At 52.0% G+C, this 16,778-nt stretch carries 14 protein-coding genes; 9 read left to right on the top strand and 5 right to left on the bottom strand.

The features are described 5' to 3' along the window. Positions 1 to 14 precede the first annotated feature (14 nt). Both EBA_RS17880 and EBA_RS24760 read left to right on the top strand, forming a co-directional pair. Positions 15 to 581, top strand: a complete 567-nt coding sequence (locus EBA_RS17880; protein ID WP_192375958.1) for a c-type cytochrome — start codon at positions 15 to 17, stop codon at positions 579 to 581. A gap of 282 nt (positions 582 to 863) precedes the next feature. Further along, positions 864 to 3,476 (top strand): autotransporter family protein, encoded by a 2,613-nt coding sequence (locus EBA_RS24760; protein WP_192375957.1) that lies wholly within the window; start codon positions 864 to 866, stop codon positions 3,474 to 3,476. Positions 3,477 to 3,507: 31 nt separating this feature from the next. Here EBA_RS24760 and EBA_RS17870 read toward each other — a convergent pair whose 3' ends face one another. From EBA_RS17870 to EBA_RS17855, 4 genes are read right to left on the bottom strand one after another with little or no spacing between them, the layout of a single operon-like run. Continuing rightward, positions 3,508 to 4,026: a hypothetical protein gene (locus EBA_RS17870; RefSeq protein ID WP_324615365.1), complete on the bottom strand. Its 519-nt coding sequence runs from the start codon at positions 4,024 to 4,026 to the stop codon at positions 3,508 to 3,510. A 12-nt stretch (positions 4,027 to 4,038) separates the two neighbouring features. After that, positions 4,039 to 4,431, bottom strand: coding sequence for a hypothetical protein (locus tag EBA_RS17865; protein WP_192375956.1), 393 nt, complete (start codon positions 4,429 to 4,431; stop codon positions 4,039 to 4,041). A gap of 8 nt (positions 4,432 to 4,439) precedes the next feature. Further along, positions 4,440 to 5,912: an ATP-binding protein gene (locus EBA_RS17860; RefSeq protein ID WP_192375955.1), complete on the bottom strand. Its 1,473-nt coding sequence runs from the start codon at positions 5,910 to 5,912 to the stop codon at positions 4,440 to 4,442. A gap of 1 nt (position 5,913) precedes the next feature. Continuing rightward, entirely contained in the window at positions 5,914 to 6,597 is a 684-nt protein-coding gene (locus tag EBA_RS17855; RefSeq protein ID WP_192375954.1) for a response regulator transcription factor, read from the bottom strand. Between the two features lie 178 nt (positions 6,598 to 6,775). Here EBA_RS17855 and EBA_RS17850 point away from each other — a divergent pair, with 178 nt between their 5' ends. From EBA_RS17850 to greA, 4 genes are all read left to right on the top strand, one after another. After that, on the top strand, positions 6,776 to 7,216 hold the full coding sequence (locus tag EBA_RS17850; RefSeq protein ID WP_192375953.1) for a Spy/CpxP family protein refolding chaperone: 441 nt from the start codon (positions 6,776 to 6,778) through the stop codon (positions 7,214 to 7,216). Between the two features lie 243 nt (positions 7,217 to 7,459). After that, positions 7,460 to 8,593 carry a glutamine-hydrolyzing carbamoyl-phosphate synthase small subunit gene (gene carA / locus EBA_RS17845; RefSeq protein WP_192375952.1) on the top strand — a complete coding sequence of 378 codons (1,134 nt, stop codon included), beginning with the start codon at positions 7,460 to 7,462 and terminating at the stop codon, positions 8,591 to 8,593. Positions 8,594 to 8,610: 17 nt separating this feature from the next. Further along, positions 8,611 to 11,826, top strand: coding sequence for a carbamoyl-phosphate synthase large subunit (carB, locus tag EBA_RS17840; protein ID WP_192375951.1), 3,216 nt, complete (start codon positions 8,611 to 8,613; stop codon positions 11,824 to 11,826). Positions 11,827 to 11,859: 33 nt separating this feature from the next. Further along, complete coding sequence (gene greA, locus EBA_RS17835; protein WP_192375950.1) at positions 11,860 to 12,336, top strand: transcription elongation factor GreA; 477 nt, start codon at positions 11,860 to 11,862, stop codon at positions 12,334 to 12,336. A gap of 43 nt (positions 12,337 to 12,379) precedes the next feature. Here the strand turns inward: greA and yhbY are convergent, their stop codons facing one another. After that, entirely contained in the window at positions 12,380 to 12,646 is a 267-nt protein-coding gene (gene yhbY / locus EBA_RS17830; RefSeq protein WP_192375949.1) for a ribosome assembly RNA-binding protein YhbY, read from the bottom strand. A 50-nt stretch (positions 12,647 to 12,696) separates the two neighbouring features. Between yhbY and rlmE the strand changes: the two genes are divergently transcribed. From rlmE to glmM, 3 genes are all read left to right on the top strand, one after another. Continuing rightward, positions 12,697 to 13,314: a 23S rRNA (uridine(2552)-2'-O)-methyltransferase RlmE gene (rlmE, locus tag EBA_RS17825; RefSeq protein WP_192375948.1), complete on the top strand. Its 618-nt coding sequence runs from the start codon at positions 12,697 to 12,699 to the stop codon at positions 13,312 to 13,314. A gap of 120 nt (positions 13,315 to 13,434) precedes the next feature. Continuing rightward, entirely contained in the window at positions 13,435 to 15,351 is a 1,917-nt protein-coding gene (gene ftsH / locus EBA_RS17820; protein WP_192375947.1) for an ATP-dependent zinc metalloprotease FtsH, read from the top strand. 72 nt (positions 15,352 to 15,423) lie between these two features. Then, complete coding sequence (glmM, locus tag EBA_RS17815) at positions 15,424 to 16,764, top strand: phosphoglucosamine mutase (protein WP_192375946.1); 1,341 nt, start codon at positions 15,424 to 15,426, stop codon at positions 16,762 to 16,764. The last annotated feature ends 14 nt before the right edge of the window (positions 16,765 to 16,778 follow it).

Raw genomic sequence — 16,778 nt, 5'->3', positions numbered from 1 at the left:
CAAGGGTGATCTCGATGAATAATAAATATCATAAAATGAAATATATCGTCATGCTGGGGCTGTTTGCCGTTGGTGCCAATGCGGCGGATATCGAAGCGGGCAAATCCAAAGCGGCCGCGTGTCAAGGTTGCCACGGTGCGGCCGGCGTCAGCAGCAGCCCGTTATGGCCCAGTCTGGCGGGGCAGAGCGCGGTGTATATCGAGAGCCAGCTGAATAAATTCCGCAACGGTCAGCGTGATAACGAGGTGATGAAGCCGCTGGCTTCAGGCTTGAACGACACCGACATTCAAAATATTTCCGCGTATTACGCCGGTTTGCACGGCAAATCGGCTGGTAGCAGCGACGCCAATTTGGTTAAGCTGGGTAAAGACAAAGCCGCTATGTGTCTGGGTTGCCACGGCAATAATGCACAAGGCATGGGCATGGTGCCGAAGCTGGCCGGGCAGCATCCGCAATATTTAGCTAAACAACTAACCGATTTCAAAAAAGGCGCGCGCAAGGCCCCACAAATGAATGCTTTGGCACAATCGCTCAGCGAAGAGGATATCAAGGCTTTGGCTGCTTATTTGGGGTCTTTGTAGTCATTGGGTGTTCCGCATCGTTTCCAGCATTGGAATGATGCGGTTGCTTTGCTCGAAGTTTCGACTAGTCTAATCGGGCAATTTGTCCCCATGATCCAAGAGCCTAGCAAATATAAAAGTGCGATGAAATTAAATGAACCAATACGGATTGGGATCTTGTTGGCTTGCGTCTCGGGGTCTTCGCTAGCCGATTCGTTGTCAACCGACGTAACCTGGTCGTTGGCTGGACGGAGCATTACCATTTTCCAACCGTCCTTTGCCGGTTTAGGCAGAGGCAGTTCTGTGGGTAATTCTGCAACCGTAAGCTCCGGCTCCAGTGTCAGCCTGGCTGGCAGTTATAGCATTAATGAAGGCGATGCCATCAATCATTGCCCAAACTGTATTATTCAGCTATACACAGCATGGATTGCCCCGGCTCCGGCAGGCTCGGATGGATTTTTCTCCGGAATAATTGGCTCCGGTTTTGGTAACCAAAGTGGAACGTTCCAGACGCAACTTACCGCGCCCAAAGCCCCTGGCAGTTATTTTATCGGTCTCGGCTCGACTTTTGATTATAGTTACCAACCCAATGTCGGCGGCGGGTTTGGGAAGGATCAGAGTGGCCTATCCGGTTTTGCGCCTTTTCAGGTGACTGTTACACCTATAACGCTCGCTTATATTGCTCCTAGCGACAGCTTTAGTGCTCTGCCGGGTTACTACTACAACACCGGCGGGAATTTCAGCAACAACGGCACATTGATCAATAATAGCGCCACGCTCAGCCATAGCTCGGGGATTTTCTCCAATCTTGGCGTGATCAGCAACCAAGGTGTTTTTGATAATGCCGGGCAGATAGTCAATAGCGGCAGTATCGATAACGTCACCGGCAATACCCTGACAAATGCCGGTGAACTGGTTAATCAGGGCAGTTTCGGCAATGCCGGACAACTGAGTAACCAAGGCACTTTCAGTAACCTTGCTGTCCTGAACAACACCGGAACCATCAGCAATACCGGCCAATTCAATCTGGCACAAACCGGACTCATTACCGGGGCCGGTGATTTTTACAATAGCGGGCAAGGGCGCGTGGATATCTCCGGTAACAACACGCATCGGTTTGATGGTAACGTTAGTAACGACGGCGTTTTCAGAACGGTAAATACCTCGGTAGCGTTTACCGGCAATTTTACGAATAACGGCCGCTATGAGAGCGACCCGTCGATCAATCAATTCAACAATCTTTCCATAGGTTCCAGCGGTTACTTGGTAGGCGGTGCTGGCGATGTTTTTATTGTGACCGGCGACTTCAATAATGCCAGCACGCAAAATACCCTTTGGAATACCGCGAATGCCGATTTGGTTTTCAGCGGCCCCAGCGCGACGCAGCATGCGATGAGCTTAGTGGGCAGCGATCAGGGGCAGGCCACCGCCGGTGCAGTCAATAATTTTGCCTGGGGTTCGGTAAGTGTGGCGAGCGGCAACGGTTTGCAGTTGGTCGATGGTAATAGCACGCCGGGTGCCGCATTGTATGCTAGTCGACTGGTCTTAGCTGATGGCGTGAGCCAATTAAGCAGCATCAGCAGCGATTACAACATCTACATCGATCCGACTTTGCCGGAAAACCAGTATCTATTGGGGGCGATACGCAGCTTCGGTAGCGGCAGCGGCCAATTAGCACCCTGGAGCTTACAACCTTTTACGGAAGCGACCAGTACCGCTCCGGAGTTAACGTTTAACCAGCAGACTTTTGCCCCGGCCCTAAACGAAGCATGCGCAAGCCCAAGCGGCATCTTGGCGACCCGTTGTTTACAGCTACAAGCTCTCAGCCCTGAGCAGCAAACCACTGCCGTCGCGGCATTGACGCCCGATCAAGTGCCTGGGCAGATGGCCGGGCCGGTGAAATTGGGCGCAACGCGTATGGATGGTCCTCTTACCCGATTGGCGAGTTTGCGCGGTGGCGGTGGCAGTGCGCCTTTGTCGGTTAATTTTAACGGTATCCAATTGTCCGCAAACAAGGCGGGTGCGCAGGGGCTGGGCGGGGCCGCCGGCGACGAGGAGTTGTTCCGCGATTCGCCGTTAGGCCTGTTTTTGCAAACCCGATTTAATTTTGCCAATATGCAAGGTGATGCGTGGGATCGCGGTTTTGATTCGCAAGCGCGCACCGTGACGGGCGGCGCGGATTATCGGCTTAGCGATAAATTGGTAGTCGGTGCGGCGTTTAACTACACGCATTCGGCGACTCAGTACGCGGATTCGGCCGGCAATATGAGTAGCGATACCTATCTGGGGGCGATTTACGGCAGTTATTACTTGCCCCAGGATATTTATCTGGATTGGGTGGGAAATTACGGCGGTAATGAATATGCATTCAATCGCCAATATGCCTATTCCGGATTCGCCGGCCAATCGATATCGGCAACCACCGGCAATCAATACGGTTTTGCCTTGAGCGGCGGAAAAGACTTCAATTGGCAGGAATGGGCAATCGCGCCTTATCTGCGTTTAGAGTATCTGGGAATGAACATCGCTCAATATCAGGAGCAAAGCGGTAATGGCTTCGATATCATTACCGGCGAGCAAGTCAATCATTCCTTCGTCAGCAATCTTGGTGCTCAAATCAGTTATGCGGTCAGCACGCCATGGGGCGTCATTACACCGGCAGCACGTGTGGAATGGGAGCATCAATATCTTAACGACAATCGTTTAATTCATATGCGTTTAGCCCAGGCCGAGCCAGGGTTGGGCAATTTTACGATTCAGACCGGCGAACCCGACCGCGATTATGTCAACCTCGGCGGCTCGGTCAGCGCTACCTTGGCGAATGGTGGCTCCGGGTTTGTGCGTTACGAAACCCGCTTAGGCCAAGCCAATATTGCCGATCATATCCTGGAGGCCGGCTTGCGGATGAGTTTCTAATACCGTAAGCGCTTCCAGGTTGGCCGGATTGTCACTGATACGGTGGCGGTGGTGGTAATCCGGGTGGTGGTGGCGGAATGCTAGGTTGCGATGTTCTGGGCGCTGGCGATTGGTAAGAAAACTGCCCCGATACCGGCACCCTATGGCCCTTGCCATACATGCATTGCACATAGGCGTTATCGTAGCCTTGTTGGCTGGCGTAACCGGCGCGCCTTGATTCGCCGCTACCGACGATAGTGCCGGCAGCCAAGCCCGTGCCCGCGCCGATTGCCGCTCCACCGCCCCCGCCAATTGCTGCGCCGGCTGCTGCACCGACGGCAGTACCGATCACTGCGCTGCCGATTTGGCTATCGGCGCTGGCCTGATTTGGCGAAGCGCCGACTTGTCCGGCCGCATATTGCTGACATTGATAATCGTCCTGACGGAACTGCTCAAACGATAGGCCGGTGCCGGGTAACGCCATCACGCTGGGGCCGGAGGGCATGTGGGCGCAGCCGGACAAGGCCAGCGCCGCGCAGATTCCAGCCAGTTGGCTTCTAGTGTTCATCATTGCGGTCTCCTACTAATTTTGCGGCGTGGGCTCGACTTGCCGCCAGCCCGTCGGGCAATCTTTCACATACGGATAATAGCCGGCTGGGTCGTTACAGTAATACCAATAGCCTTCGGGTAACGGACTGTTATGGGGCTGGCTGCGCTCGCGTTCGATATACACCGGGGGTTGCACCGGCACGGTGACGATTTCCGGTGGGTAATAGGGATATGGCGAGTAGTAAGGATAACCCGGATAAAATGGTCGTGGAAATACTGGCCCGCCTAGGTAAAAGCCGAAGCCGGGATGAAAATGGCCGCCAAAGTGTCCACCTCCGTGATGGTGTGGGCCGGCGTCCGCGTTAAAAGTCGCTGCCGACAATAACACTGCCAGCGGGACGGTAATCAGGTGTTTTAATTTCAGCATATGCACCTCTATATTGCTTGTCGAGTGGGAAACGGGATCTCGATCACGACCCGTAAACCGCCTTGCGGCCGGTTGCTGGCGCTGATGCTGCCGCCATGCGCATCAATGGCGCGATGCGCGATGGTGAGTCCCAGGCCGGTACTGTGAGGCTTTTTTGTTTGATCGCTACGGAAAAACGGCTGAAAAATTGCCGCTAAATCCTGATCGGGTACCCCAGAGCCCTCATCGTCCACCCGAATTCTTAAGCGCCGATTATCACTATCGAAATCGGCGTCAATTATTATGGTGCCGGCGGCCTTGCAGTGCTGCACCGCGTTTCGCAGCACGTTTTCGATAGCTCGATGCAGCAATTCGCTTTGGCATTCGATTACGACATCGATGCTGCCTTGGTAGCTAAGCTCGATGCGGTTCGGTTCCGCCTCGAAGCGCGCGTCGGCGATAATGTCGGCCAGTAGATCGCCAAGATTGATTCGGTCGATTTTCCCCGTCGCTACCCCCGCTTCCAGCTTAGATAACATTAATAGTTCGCCAACCAGGTCACTGATACGTTGCGATTCGCGTTCCACCCGTTCCAGTGTGACCGGCAATTTTTCAGGTTGCTGTTGAGCCAGGCCGATAGCCGCCTGAATACGCGCCAATGGCGAACGAATTTCGTGGGATACGTCATGTAGCAAATGCTGCTGGGCATCGACTAGCGAGCAGATTTGCCGGGCCATATGGTCGAAGTCGCGGCCTAGATCCGCCAGTTCGTCGCGGCGTCTACCCATAGCATTGCCGATCCGGGTATCCAGCCGGCCTTGGGCGACGGCGCTGAAAGCATCGCGTAGATTGCGGATCGGTTTGGCAAAATACCAGGCCAAGAGCCCGCTGAACAATAGACTGGCCAAGCAGCCGGAGACTATTGGTAAAATCGGTGCGGGCGATTCGCGGCGCGGGGGAGGGCCGTGGTCTTCCGGGTTGCCGCTGGGCGGAGGTGGTTTATCTCCAGGCATAGGGCCGTCGAAGCCAAATGGAGGCAGTCCAGGGTTACCCGGAAACGACGGCCTGAATAGGTCGCCAAAACCGTGTTCAGGCAAAGGCACGAACAATAAATAGCGGTGACCGTCGTCTGCAGAAACCATTTGGATGGCGTCCGGGTAGGCGGTTTTTAAATATAAGGCTCTAGCTTGTTGCAATACCTCCGGAGCCAGCGGCCTGTCTAGTAATTCACGGTCGGTATCGTCTACCGCATAGATAGGCGGGAAACGGGTGTTTTGCAGAGTCTGAATGAATTCGTGCAAGCCCTTAACGCCACCATGCGGCAGGGTGCTGGCGGCCAGTTTAACCAGTGAGGCGCGTCTGACATCAACGACATCGGTCTGGTCGGGCGATGAATTTTGTTGCGCCGAATGTCTGAGCCATACGGCGGTACCGACACCGACGCCGGCCGTTAACAATGCCAGCCAGAACGCAAAGAAAAATTTCCAGAACAATCGGCCCATCTTATTCCTTGATTAACTGGTAGCCTTGGCCGCGCACGGTTTGGATATAAGAGCGGCCGTCCGGCTGGTTGCCGAGTTTCTGGCGGATGCTGCTCATATGCACATCAATGCTGCGGTCGAAACGTGCCAGTGGCCGGCCCAGGGCTTTTTCGGAGAGTTCGTTTTTGCTGACGATTCGGCCGACCTGGCTGGCCAGGGTTTCCAGCAAATTGAATTCGGTGCTGGTTAGGTCCAGGTCTTGGTCAAACCAGCCGGCTTTGCGTTTTTCCGGCCACAATTTCAGCGGGCCGGTCTCAATCGGTCCTTGCGACAGAGCGGCGGAGGATTGGGTGCGGCGCAAAATGGCGCGTATTCTGGCCACCAATTCCCTTGGCGTGCAGGGCTTGGGGACATAATCGTCGGCGCCGGATTCCAAACCGATGATCCGGTCCACGTCATCGCCTTTTGCGGTAAACATCAGCACGGGTACGCGGCTTTCCAGGCGAATGCGCGTCAATATCTCGGTACCTTTTATATCCGGCAGCATGATGTCCAGAATCACCAGTTGATAAGCGCCGGATAGCGCATTTTGCAGTCCGGACGCACCGGTATGGTTTACGTCTACTGTAAAACCTTCCTGTGTCAGGTATTCCTGGAATAATCCGGCTAGCTCTATGTCGTCATCGATTATTAAAACTTTGTGCATAGTGGTCGCTCGTTGACAGTGTGGCGTTCATCATAGCGCCGGCTTCGGTTGGCAACTAGTTGGGTTTACCTGATTTTACACGGCACTAACAGCACTTAACCTCTGATTTGAAATACTGATAGCGACGAAATTACACAAGTTTTGTCCTGGCGTTTATCATCATTTTTGAGGATTTTTTATGAAAAAATTAGTATTAATACTCGGCTTGTTACCCTTAACTGCGATGGCTGAACCATCGCACGACGGGCGCCACGGCGGTGGCAAGCCACCGATGCATTTTTTCGGCGAAGCGGACGGTGAGCAGCACTTGCCGCCGATTTTAAATAAACTTGATCTTAGCGAAAAACAAGAAGCCGAGATCAAGAGTTTAATGAAGACCCGATTCAGTGATGGAGATTCTCGTGCCAAAGCAGATCATGCATCAAGAGCCGAATTGCATGCCTTGAGTTTCTCGCCCGATTACAGTGAAGAAAAGGCAAAAGCCTTGTTTGAGAAGTCTACAGCGCTACATCAGCAATTGGTCTTGGAGAAAGCAAAGCTCGATCATGAGATTTTTATGTTGTTAACGACCGATCAGCAAGAAAAACTGAAAGCCGAACTTGGAAAGTTCGATCATTGAATGAATCTGTTGTCCTTGCACAGCCCTGTGCAGTGGTTGCTGGCGTCCGGGAGGCCTGGCTAAAACGAAATGGGCAATAAATACAGTGCGTTTGTGATCTGCCGGAGTCTTGGTAATGCACCAAGTTAGAAAATTGTTAATGACCAAGCAGCCATAATTTCGTAAAATCCCCCTGTTTTTATCTATCAGGAACGGGATGAGTCGCAAGACTTATCCCGTTTTCTACATCTAAGGTGGCCAATCTTGAACAAACCCGCATTACTGGTACTAGAAGACGGAACGGTGTTTCACGGCATTTCGATCGGTGCCGATGGCTGTTCCGTGGGCGAAGTGGTTTTTAACACGGCACTGACCGGCTATCAGGAAATCCTCAGCGACCCGTCATACGCACGGCAAATCGTCACATTGACCTATCCGCATATCGGCAATGTCGGTACCAACGCTGAAGACGACGAATCTGCAAAAGTCTTTGCCAGCGGGCTGGTGATACGCGATTTACCCTTGCTGGCCAGCAGTTGGCGCATGCAGCAAACCTTGCCGGAATATCTGTGCGAGCACAAAGTGGTGGCGATTGCCGACATCGATACCCGCAAATTAACCCGCTTGCTGCGCGACAAAGGCGCGCAACGCGGTTGCATCATGGCCGGCGAAACTGTCGATTTAGACGTTGCAAAACAAGCTATCGAAGGTTTTCCCGGTCTGCAAGGTATGGACTTGGCTAAAGAAGTGACGACGGCCGCCAGCTACGAATGGACCGAAAATATCTGGAAACTCGGCGAAGGCCATGCTCAAGCGCCTAATCTGGCTAAACATGTCGTGGCTTACGATTTTGGCATCAAGCGCAATATCCTGCGCTTGCTGGCCAATCGCGGCTGTCGAGTGACGGTAGTGCCGGCCACTACGCCAGCGGAAACGGTGTTGGCCATGAATCCCGACGGCGTGTTTTTATCCAACGGTCCCGGCGATCCGGAGCCTTGCACTTATGCCATTGAGGCGATCAAAACTATTCTTGAACAAAAAGTGCCGGTATTCGGCATTTGTTTGGGACATCAGTTATTGGCTTTAGCCAGCGGCGCGAAAACCGAGAAAATGAAGTTCGGCCACCATGGTGCCAATCATCCGGTGCAAGAGCTGGCGACTGGCCGCGTAATGATCAGCAGTCAAAACCACGGTTTTGCGGCTAGTGCTGACTCCTTGCCTGCCAATTTAAAGGCTACCTATGTGTCACTGTTCGACGGTAGTTTGCAGGGCATTGCCCGCACCGACGTGCCGGCTTTCAGTTTTCAAGGTCATCCGGAAGCCAGCCCCGGTCCGCACGATGTCGAGTCCTTGTTCGACGATTTCATTGATTTGATGAACCAGCCTCGTTCCGCTTAAGTTTTATACAGAGTGATATGCCAAAAAGAACCGACATAAAATCGATTTTATTACTGGGCGCCGGGCCGATTGTCATCGGTCAGGCTTGCGAATTCGACTACTCCGGCACCCAGGCTTGCAAAGCCTTACGCGAAGAGGGTTTCCGGGTAATTCTGGTTAACTCCAATCCGGCCACCATCATGACCGATCCGGAGATGGCCGATGCGATTTACATTGAGCCTATCGACTGGCAAACCGTCGAAAAGATTATCGAAAAAGAACGTCCCGACGCAGTTCTGCCGACCATGGGCGGCCAAACCGCGCTGAACTGCGCGCTGGCGTTGGACAAGCATGGCGTATTGGAAAAATACGGCGTGGAAATGATAGGCGCGACCAAGGAAGCCATCAATATGGCCGAGGATCGCGCGCTGTTTAACGAGGCGATGGCGCGCATCGGCCTGGAAGTATCCAGAGCCAAAATCGCGCATAACATGGAAGAAGCCTTTTCCGCACAGGAAGAAGTCGGTTATCCCACGGTAGTTCGTCCGTCCTTTACGATGGGCGGCAGCGGCGGCGGTATTGCCTATAACCGCGAAGAATTCATCGAGATTTGCGAGCGTGGCCTGTATTTGTCGCCGACCAGCGAATTGTTGGTAGAAGAATCCATTCTGGGCTGGAAAGAGTTCGAAATGGAAGTGGTGCGCGACTCGAAAGACAATTGCATCATTATCTGTTCAATCGAAAATTTCGACCCGATGGGTGTGCATACCGGTGATTCGATTACCGTGGCTCCGGCGCAAACTCTGACCGATAAAGAATATCAAATTTTGCGGAACGCCTCGCTGGCCGTTTTGCGGGAAATCGGCGTCGATACCGGCGGTTCCAACGTACAGTTTGCCATCAATCCCGACACCGGTCGGCTGATTGTCATCGAGATGAACCCCAGGGTATCGCGTTCGTCGGCATTGGCTTCCAAAGCCACCGGTTTTCCGATTGCCAAAGTCGCGGCCAAATTGGCGGTGGGTTATACGCTGGATGAGTTGCGTAATGAAATCACCGGTGGTGCCACACCGGCATCGTTCGAGCCTTCCATCGACTACGTGGTTACCAAAGTGCCGCGGTTTGCGTTCGAAAAATTCCCGCAAGCCAACGATAGACTGACCACGCAAATGAAGTCGGTCGGTGAAGTGATGGCGATTGGCCGCACTTTCCAAGAGTCTTTACAAAAAGCCTTGCGCGGATTGGAAGTGGGTGTGGATGGTTTGGATGAAATTACCGATCTGAGCGATGCCAATTGCGAAGATATTATTCTCAGAGAATTGCGCTATCCCGGTCCGGAGCGCTTGTGGTATCTGGCCGATGCTTTCCGTAGCGGCTTGAGTTTCGAGGATATTTATCAGGCGTCAAAAATTGATCCGTGGTTCCTGGCACAGGTGGAGGATTTGGTCGCCACCGAAAAAACCTTGGCGACTAAAACCCTGGCGACTTTAGAGCCGGGCGAATTATTGCGGCTGAAACGCAAAGGCTTTTCCGACAGACGTCTGGCGAAATTGCTGGAAACCAAAGAATCGGAAGTTCGTAGCGTACGCCACAAGAAAGGCGTTCGCCCGGTTTACAAACGCATCGACTCTTGCGCGGCAGAGTTTGCTTCCGATACGGCTTACCTGTATTCGACTTACGAGCAAGAATGCGAGGCGCAGCCTACCGATAGAGAAAAAATCATTATTCTCGGTGGTGGTCCGAATCGGATCGGGCAGGGTATAGAGTTTGATTATTGCTGTGTACATGCTGCGCTGGCTTTGCGCGAAGACGGTTACGAGACCATCATGGTCAACTGTAATCCGGAAACCGTATCCACCGACTTTGATACTTCCGACCGCTTGTATTTCGAGCCGTTGACGCTGGAAGACGTGCTGGAAATCATAGACTTGGAAAAGCCCAAAGGCGTGATCGTGCAGTACGGCGGCCAAACGCCGCTGAAACTGGCGCGGGCCTTGGAAGCGGCGGGCGCGCCTATTATCGGCACCTCGCCTGATTCCATCGATTTGGCCGAAGACCGTGAGCGCTTTCAGAAATTGTTGGAGCGTCTGAATCTGTTGCAACCGCCCAATGCTACGGCGCGTTCGGTCGATCAAGCCGTCAATTCCGCCAGGGAGCTGGGCTATCCATTGGTGGTGCGTCCGTCTTATGTGTTGGGCGGTAGGGCGATGGAAATCGTCTTCAACGAGGAAGGCTTGCGCCGCTATATGAAAGAGGCAGTCAGCGTTTCCAACGATTCGCCGGTGCTGCTGGATCGCTTCTTGGACGATGCAGTTGAGATGGATGTCGACGCGATTTACGACGGCGAGACAGTATTGATTGGCGGCTTGATGGAGCATATTGAGCAAGCTGGCGTGCATTCCGGTGACTCGGCATGCTCGTTGCCGCCTTATGATTTGCCGGCACACTTGCAGGATCAATTGCGCGCTCAAGTGGCTAAAATGGCCGAAGCGCTGGGTGTGCGCGGATTGATGAATACTCAGTTCGCGATTCAAGGCGAAACCATTTACGTGCTGGAAGTCAATCCGCGTGCTTCACGTACCGCGCCGTTCGTGTCCAAGGCTACCGGCTACCCGCTGGCGAAAATCGCCGCGCGGGTGATGGTCGGTAAATCCTTGATAGAGCAGGGTATTACCGAAGAGCGGATTCCCGAATATTTCTCGGTCAAAGAAGCAGTGTTCCCGTTCATTAAGTTCCCCGGCGTCGATCCCTTGCTGGGGCCGGAAATGAAATCGACCGGGGAGGTGATGGGGGTTGGTAAGACTTTTGGTGAAGCATTTGCCAAATCGCAGCGCGCGTCTGGTGTGGATTTGAGTCACAGCGGTAAAGTGTTGATTAGTATCCGCGATGCCGATAAACCTAAGTTGCCGGAATTAGCCAAAATGCTGATTGCGAAAGACTATGAAATCGTGGCTACCCGTGGTACCGCCAGAGTATTGAAAGAAGCCGGTATTCCTTGCAAGGAAATCTTCAAGGTCAATGAAGGCCGGCCCAATACGGTGGATATGATTAAAAACGGTGAGGTGCAATTAATCGTCAATACCACCGAGGGCGTTAAAGCCGTAGCGGATTCGTTTACGATGCGTCGCGAAGCCTTGCAGCGCAAAGTAACCTACTACACGACAATGGCGGGTGCGCGTGCGGCGTGTTATGCCTTGGGCGAACTGGATGCCGGTGATGTCAATTGCTTGCAAGACTTGCATAAAACATTTTAACGGATGAATTTGAATTCAAGAGGAGAGCTGTAAATGCAAAAATTTCCGCTGACAGTGCTAGGCGCCAACAAATTGCGCGCTGAACTGGAGGAACTTAAATCCGTGGTTAGACCGCGCATTATTCAGGCTATCTCTGAAGCACGCGCGCACGGCGATTTAAAAGAAAATGCCGAATACCATGCGGCGCGCGACCAACAAAGCTTCGCCGAAGGGCGGATCGCCGAAATTGAAGGCAAGTTGTCGAATGCCAATATCATCGATGTCACTAAAACCGAAGCTAACGGTAAAGTAGTGTTCGGTGCGACTGTGGAAATCGAAGATATTGCTTCCGGCAAGACGGTGACCTATCAGATCGTCGGCGAGGACGAAGCCAATATCAAGGAAGGTCGAATTTCCGTGGGGTCGCCGATTGCCAGGGCATTAATCGGCAAGGAAATGGAAGATGTTGTGACGGTAAAAGCGCCGAGTGGCAATATCGAATACGAGATTATCTCGGTTAAATATATTTAGACTGTTGTTGATGGGGAGGAGGTGCGCGCCTCCCCAATCTGCTTTATTTTTTTGGGTTTGAGCGATAAATAACCGCTACTTGGCCAATGGATTGCACTAATTCGGCCTTGGTTTGTGCGCAGATTTGTTCTCTAATAGCGGCGCGCTCATCTCTTTCAGCGCGAATTTTGACTTTGATCAGTTCGTGAGCGTCCAGCGCCACATTAATTTCTTTGATAACCGCGTCGGTTAAGCCGGCCTGGCCGATAATCACCACGGGATTTAGCGGGTGAGCCTGAGCTTTCAGCTTTTTCTTTTGAATAGGGTTCACTCTGTTTCCTTAAACTTTAAAAACCCAGCAATTTTACACGAATAGAAAATATGGCACGCAGCAAAAGTAGCCAGCAATGGATGCAGGAACATTTTCACGATGAATACGTCAAGAAAGCACAGGCACTAGGTTATCGCTCCCGAGCGGTGTTCAAGCTGATAGAGATCCAAGAGAAAGACAAAATTATAAAACCTGGTATTAATATAGTAGACCTCGGCGCGGCACCGGGCGGCTGGTCGGAGTATGTCAGCAAAATCGTGGGTAAAAAAAATAAGGTGATCGCGTTGGATTTGCTGGCCATTGATCCCATTGAAGGCGTGGATTTTATTCAAGGCGATTTCCGGGAAGACGAAGTGCTTGAGCAGCTGTATAAAGTGCTTGATGGCGAACCGGTCCACTTGTTATTGTCGGACATGGCCCCCAATATGAGTGGTAGTCGGGAAATGGATCAGCCGCGCGCTATTTACTTGGGCGAGTTGGCTTTGGATGCTGCTCAACACATTTTGGCTAAGGGGGGTACGTTTTTGATCAAGATGTTCCAGGGCGCCGGCTTTGATGAATACTATAATCAAGTTCGTCAGCAGTTCAGCAGTGTGGTGATTAGAAAGCCCAAAGCTTCGCGGCCCAGAAGTAACGAAGTGTATATTTTGGCGAAAGGTTTTAAATAAATGTGCGAAAGTCGCCGATCATAGGGCTATGATGGCGATGGGATGCGAGTAGTCCTGATACAATTACTCGGTTTTTAAATTTTGAGGCCAATCCAGGCCGGAGCGCGTAACTTGAGCGATATGATTAAAAATTTAATTTTGTGGGTGGTCATCGCCGTAGTGTTGATGGCTGTATTCAACAGTTTCGGGTCGCGGGCAATTCGCAGCGACGCGACTTTTTCGTATTCGCAATTGATCGACGCTGTCAAAGCTGGACAAGTTCAGCAGGTTGCGATCTCGGATAATACGGTCAAAGGCAAAATGGTCTCCGGCGATAAGTTTAAGACTTATATGCCTAACGATCCGCATTTGATCGACGATCTGTTGGCTAACGGCGTCGAAATATCTGTTCAGCCTCCGGAAGAGCCTTCGATGCTGATGCAAATATTCGTGTCTTTCGGCCCGATTCTATTGCTGATTGCCGTTTGGGTGTTCTTTATGCGGCAGATGCAGGGCGGCGGAGTTGGTGGCCGTGGCGGCGCGATGGGCTTTGGTAAAAGCAAAGCGCGGATGCTGGATCAGGATCAAAACAAGGTGACTTTTGCCGACGTGGCGGGTTGCGATGAAGCCAAGGAAGAGGTCGAGGAAATGGTTGACTTTCTTAAAGACCCGGCGAAATACCAAAAACTGGGTGGTAAGGTGCCGCGCGGTGCATTGATGGTCGGTCCCCCAGGCACAGGTAAAACGCTGTTGGCCAGAGCAATTGCCGGCGAAGCCAAAGTACCGTTTTTCACTATTTCCGGTTCGGACTTTGTGGAAATGTTTGTCGGTGTCGGTGCATCTCGCGTTCGGGATATGTTCGAACAAGCCAAAAAACATGCGCCTTGCATCATCTTTATCGACGAGATCGATGCGGTTGGTCGTTCACGTGGCGCCGGATTAGGTGGCGGCAATGACGAACGCGAACAAACCTTGAACCAATTACTGGTTGAGATGGACGGTTTTGAAGGTCACGAAGGTATTATCGTGATTGCAGCGACCAACCGGTCCGACGTATTGGATAAAGCCTTGTTGCGTCCGGGTCGATTCGATCGTCAAGTGGTGGTTGGATTGCCTGACGTCAGAGGCCGAGAGCAGATTCTTAATGTGCATCTGAAAAAAGTACCTGCCGCAGACGATGTCAAAATTAAATACATCGCTCAAGGCACACCAGGATTTTCCGGTGCCGATTTAGCCAACTTGATTAACGAAGCTGCCTTGTTTGCCGCGCGCTTTAACAAACGTTTGGTCAGTATGGTCGATTTGGAAAAAGCCAAGGACAAACTGATTATGGGCGCGGAAAGACGCTCCATGGTGATGGACGAAAAAGAAAAGAAAATGACCGCGTATCATGAAGCCGGTCATGCTATCGTTGGTCGTTTGGTGCCTGAGCACGATCCTGTCTACAAAGTCAGCATCATGCCGCGTGGTCGTGCACTGGGTGTGACGATGTTCTTGCCGGAACGCGATCAGTACAGCGCCAGCAAACGTAAGCTTGATAGTATGATTTCCAGCTTGTATGGCGGTCGAATTGCAGAGGAATTGATTTTCGGTTGGGAACAAGTTTCCACCGGTGCTTCCAATGACATTGAGCGTGCTACCGAGTTGGCTAGAAACATGGTCACCAAATGGGGCTTGTCGCAACGTCTTGGACCATTGGCATATAGCGAAGAAGAAGGCGAGATTTTCTTGGGTCGCTCCGTTACCCAGCATAAATCGGTTGCGGAAGAAACTTCGCATACCATCGACGAAGAAATCCGGTCTATCATTGACAGGAATTATGAAAGAGCGGAAACGATTCTGAAGGAAAACGAAGATATTCTGCATGCAATGTCAGATGCCTTGATGAAATATGAAACCATCGATAAATATCAGATCGATGACTTAATGGAAAGAAAGCCTGTCAGAGAGCCCAAAGGTTGGGACGACACTCCTTCTTCCAGCGGTGGCATAAAAAGCGATCATTGGGATCAAAAAGATACCGATCCAACGATCGGAGGCGCGACCGAGCAAGGCTGATGCTTTAGCGGCAAAAGTGAGAGAGGCTCCGGCCTCTCTTTTTTTTGGGATTTAGTTAAGAGAGTTTTGAGTATGGCAAAAAAATATTTTGGCACTGACGGTATTCGGGGCAAGGTTGGAGAATATCCTATCACTGCAGACTTTATGCTAAAGCTAGGTTGGGCGACGGGCAGAGTCTTTGCAAAAGAGGGCAGTGGATTTGTGCTGGTGGGCAAGGACACCCGCATTTCCGGCTATATGTTCGAGTCCGCGCTAGAAGCCGGTTTGTCGGCGGCGGGCGTGGATACTCGCTTGCTGGGGCCTATGCCCACCCCCGGCATCGCTTATCTGACTCGGACATTGAGAGCAAGGGCAGGCATCGTGATCAGTGCCTCCCACAATCCTTACTACGACAATGGCATCAAGTTTTTTTCAGTGGATGGCGCCAAATTGCCGGACGACGTCGAGCATCAGATCGAACAGTATCTGGATGCGCCAATGACCACTGTCGAATCGGCTAAATTGGGTAAGGCCAAGCGGGTGAGCGATGCTGCTGGCCGTTACATCGAATTTTGTAAGGCTACCGTGCCGCCGCATCTGGATTTTAAAGGCATGCGGATTGTCATCGATTGTGCCAATGGCGCGACATATCATATTGCGCCGCATGTATTCAGCGAAGTGGGTGCAGAGGTAGTTGCCATCGGTGCCGATCCCGATGGTTTGAATATCAACGACGAATGCGGTGCAACCAGGCCGGAAAATCTAGCGACTAAAGTACTGGAGTTTCGCGCCGATCTGGGTATTGCGTTGGATGGTGATGGTGACCGGATTATTATGGTCGATCACAAAGGCGAGATTGTCGATGGTGACGAGTTGATTTACATCATCGCTAAATCCCGTCTGGAGGAAGGCAAGTTGTTTGGGCCTGTGATAGGTACCCTGATGTCGAACCTGGGCATGGAGCATGCTTTGAAAGCCGTCGGTGTGCAACTACTGCGTGCTAAAGTGGGAGACCGATATGTGATGGAGATGTTGTCGGAGCATAAAGGCATGCTGGGTGGCGAAGGCTCGGGGCATATTATCTGTCTGGATAAAACCACCACCGGTGACGGTATAGTGTCCGCATTGCAAGTACTGGCGGAAATGCAGCGCACCGGGAGAAGCCTGAACGAGCTTAAATCCGGCATGAGCAAGTATCCGCAAGTGCTGGTAAATGTTAAAACCGATAAAAAAGTCAAAATCGAAGAGATCGATAGCATCAAAAAAGCCGTTGAAGCGGTAGAGAAAAAACTGGGTGACCGAGGCAGGGTGTTGCTAAGATCTTCCGGCACCGAGCCTTTGATCCGCGTGATGGTGGAAGGCGTTGACGAAGACGAGGTGGTCAGGTTTGCTAATCAGCTGGCTGCCGACGTTAAGAAAGCGATTCCGGCTTGAACTAACAGGTTTAA

Origin of the sequence: Methylomonas albis, from assembly GCF_014850955.1 — a bacterium.
In the GTDB taxonomy this organism is placed as follows: domain Bacteria; phylum Pseudomonadota; class Gammaproteobacteria; order Methylococcales; family Methylomonadaceae; genus Methylomonas; species Methylomonas albis.
This window is presented reverse-complemented; position numbering and strand designations above follow the sequence as displayed.

Coding starts and splice junctions, on each gene's coding strand:
- EBA_RS17880 (WP_192375958.1), top strand. CDS start 15: ATGAATAATAAATATCATAAAATGAAATATATCGTCATGCTGGGGCTG.
- EBA_RS17870 (WP_324615365.1), bottom strand. CDS start 4,026: ATGATGAACACTAGAAGCCAACTGGCTGGAATCTGCGCGGCGCTGGCC.
- EBA_RS17865 (WP_192375956.1), bottom strand. CDS start 4,431: ATGCTGAAATTAAAACACCTGATTACCGTCCCGCTGGCAGTGTTATTG.
- EBA_RS17860 (WP_192375955.1), bottom strand. CDS start 5,912: ATGGGCCGATTGTTCTGGAAATTTTTCTTTGCGTTCTGGCTGGCATTG.
- EBA_RS17855 (WP_192375954.1), bottom strand. CDS start 6,597: ATGCACAAAGTTTTAATAATCGATGACGACATAGAGCTAGCCGGATTA.
- EBA_RS17850 (WP_192375953.1), top strand. CDS start 6,776: ATGAAAAAATTAGTATTAATACTCGGCTTGTTACCCTTAACTGCGATG.
- carB (WP_192375951.1), top strand. CDS start 8,611: ATGCCAAAAAGAACCGACATAAAATCGATTTTATTACTGGGCGCCGGG.
- greA (WP_192375950.1), top strand. CDS start 11,860: ATGCAAAAATTTCCGCTGACAGTGCTAGGCGCCAACAAATTGCGCGCT.
- rlmE (WP_192375948.1), top strand. CDS start 12,697: ATGGCACGCAGCAAAAGTAGCCAGCAATGGATGCAGGAACATTTTCAC.
- ftsH (WP_192375947.1), top strand. CDS start 13,435: ATGATTAAAAATTTAATTTTGTGGGTGGTCATCGCCGTAGTGTTGATG.
- glmM (WP_192375946.1), top strand. CDS start 15,424: ATGGCAAAAAAATATTTTGGCACTGACGGTATTCGGGGCAAGGTTGGA.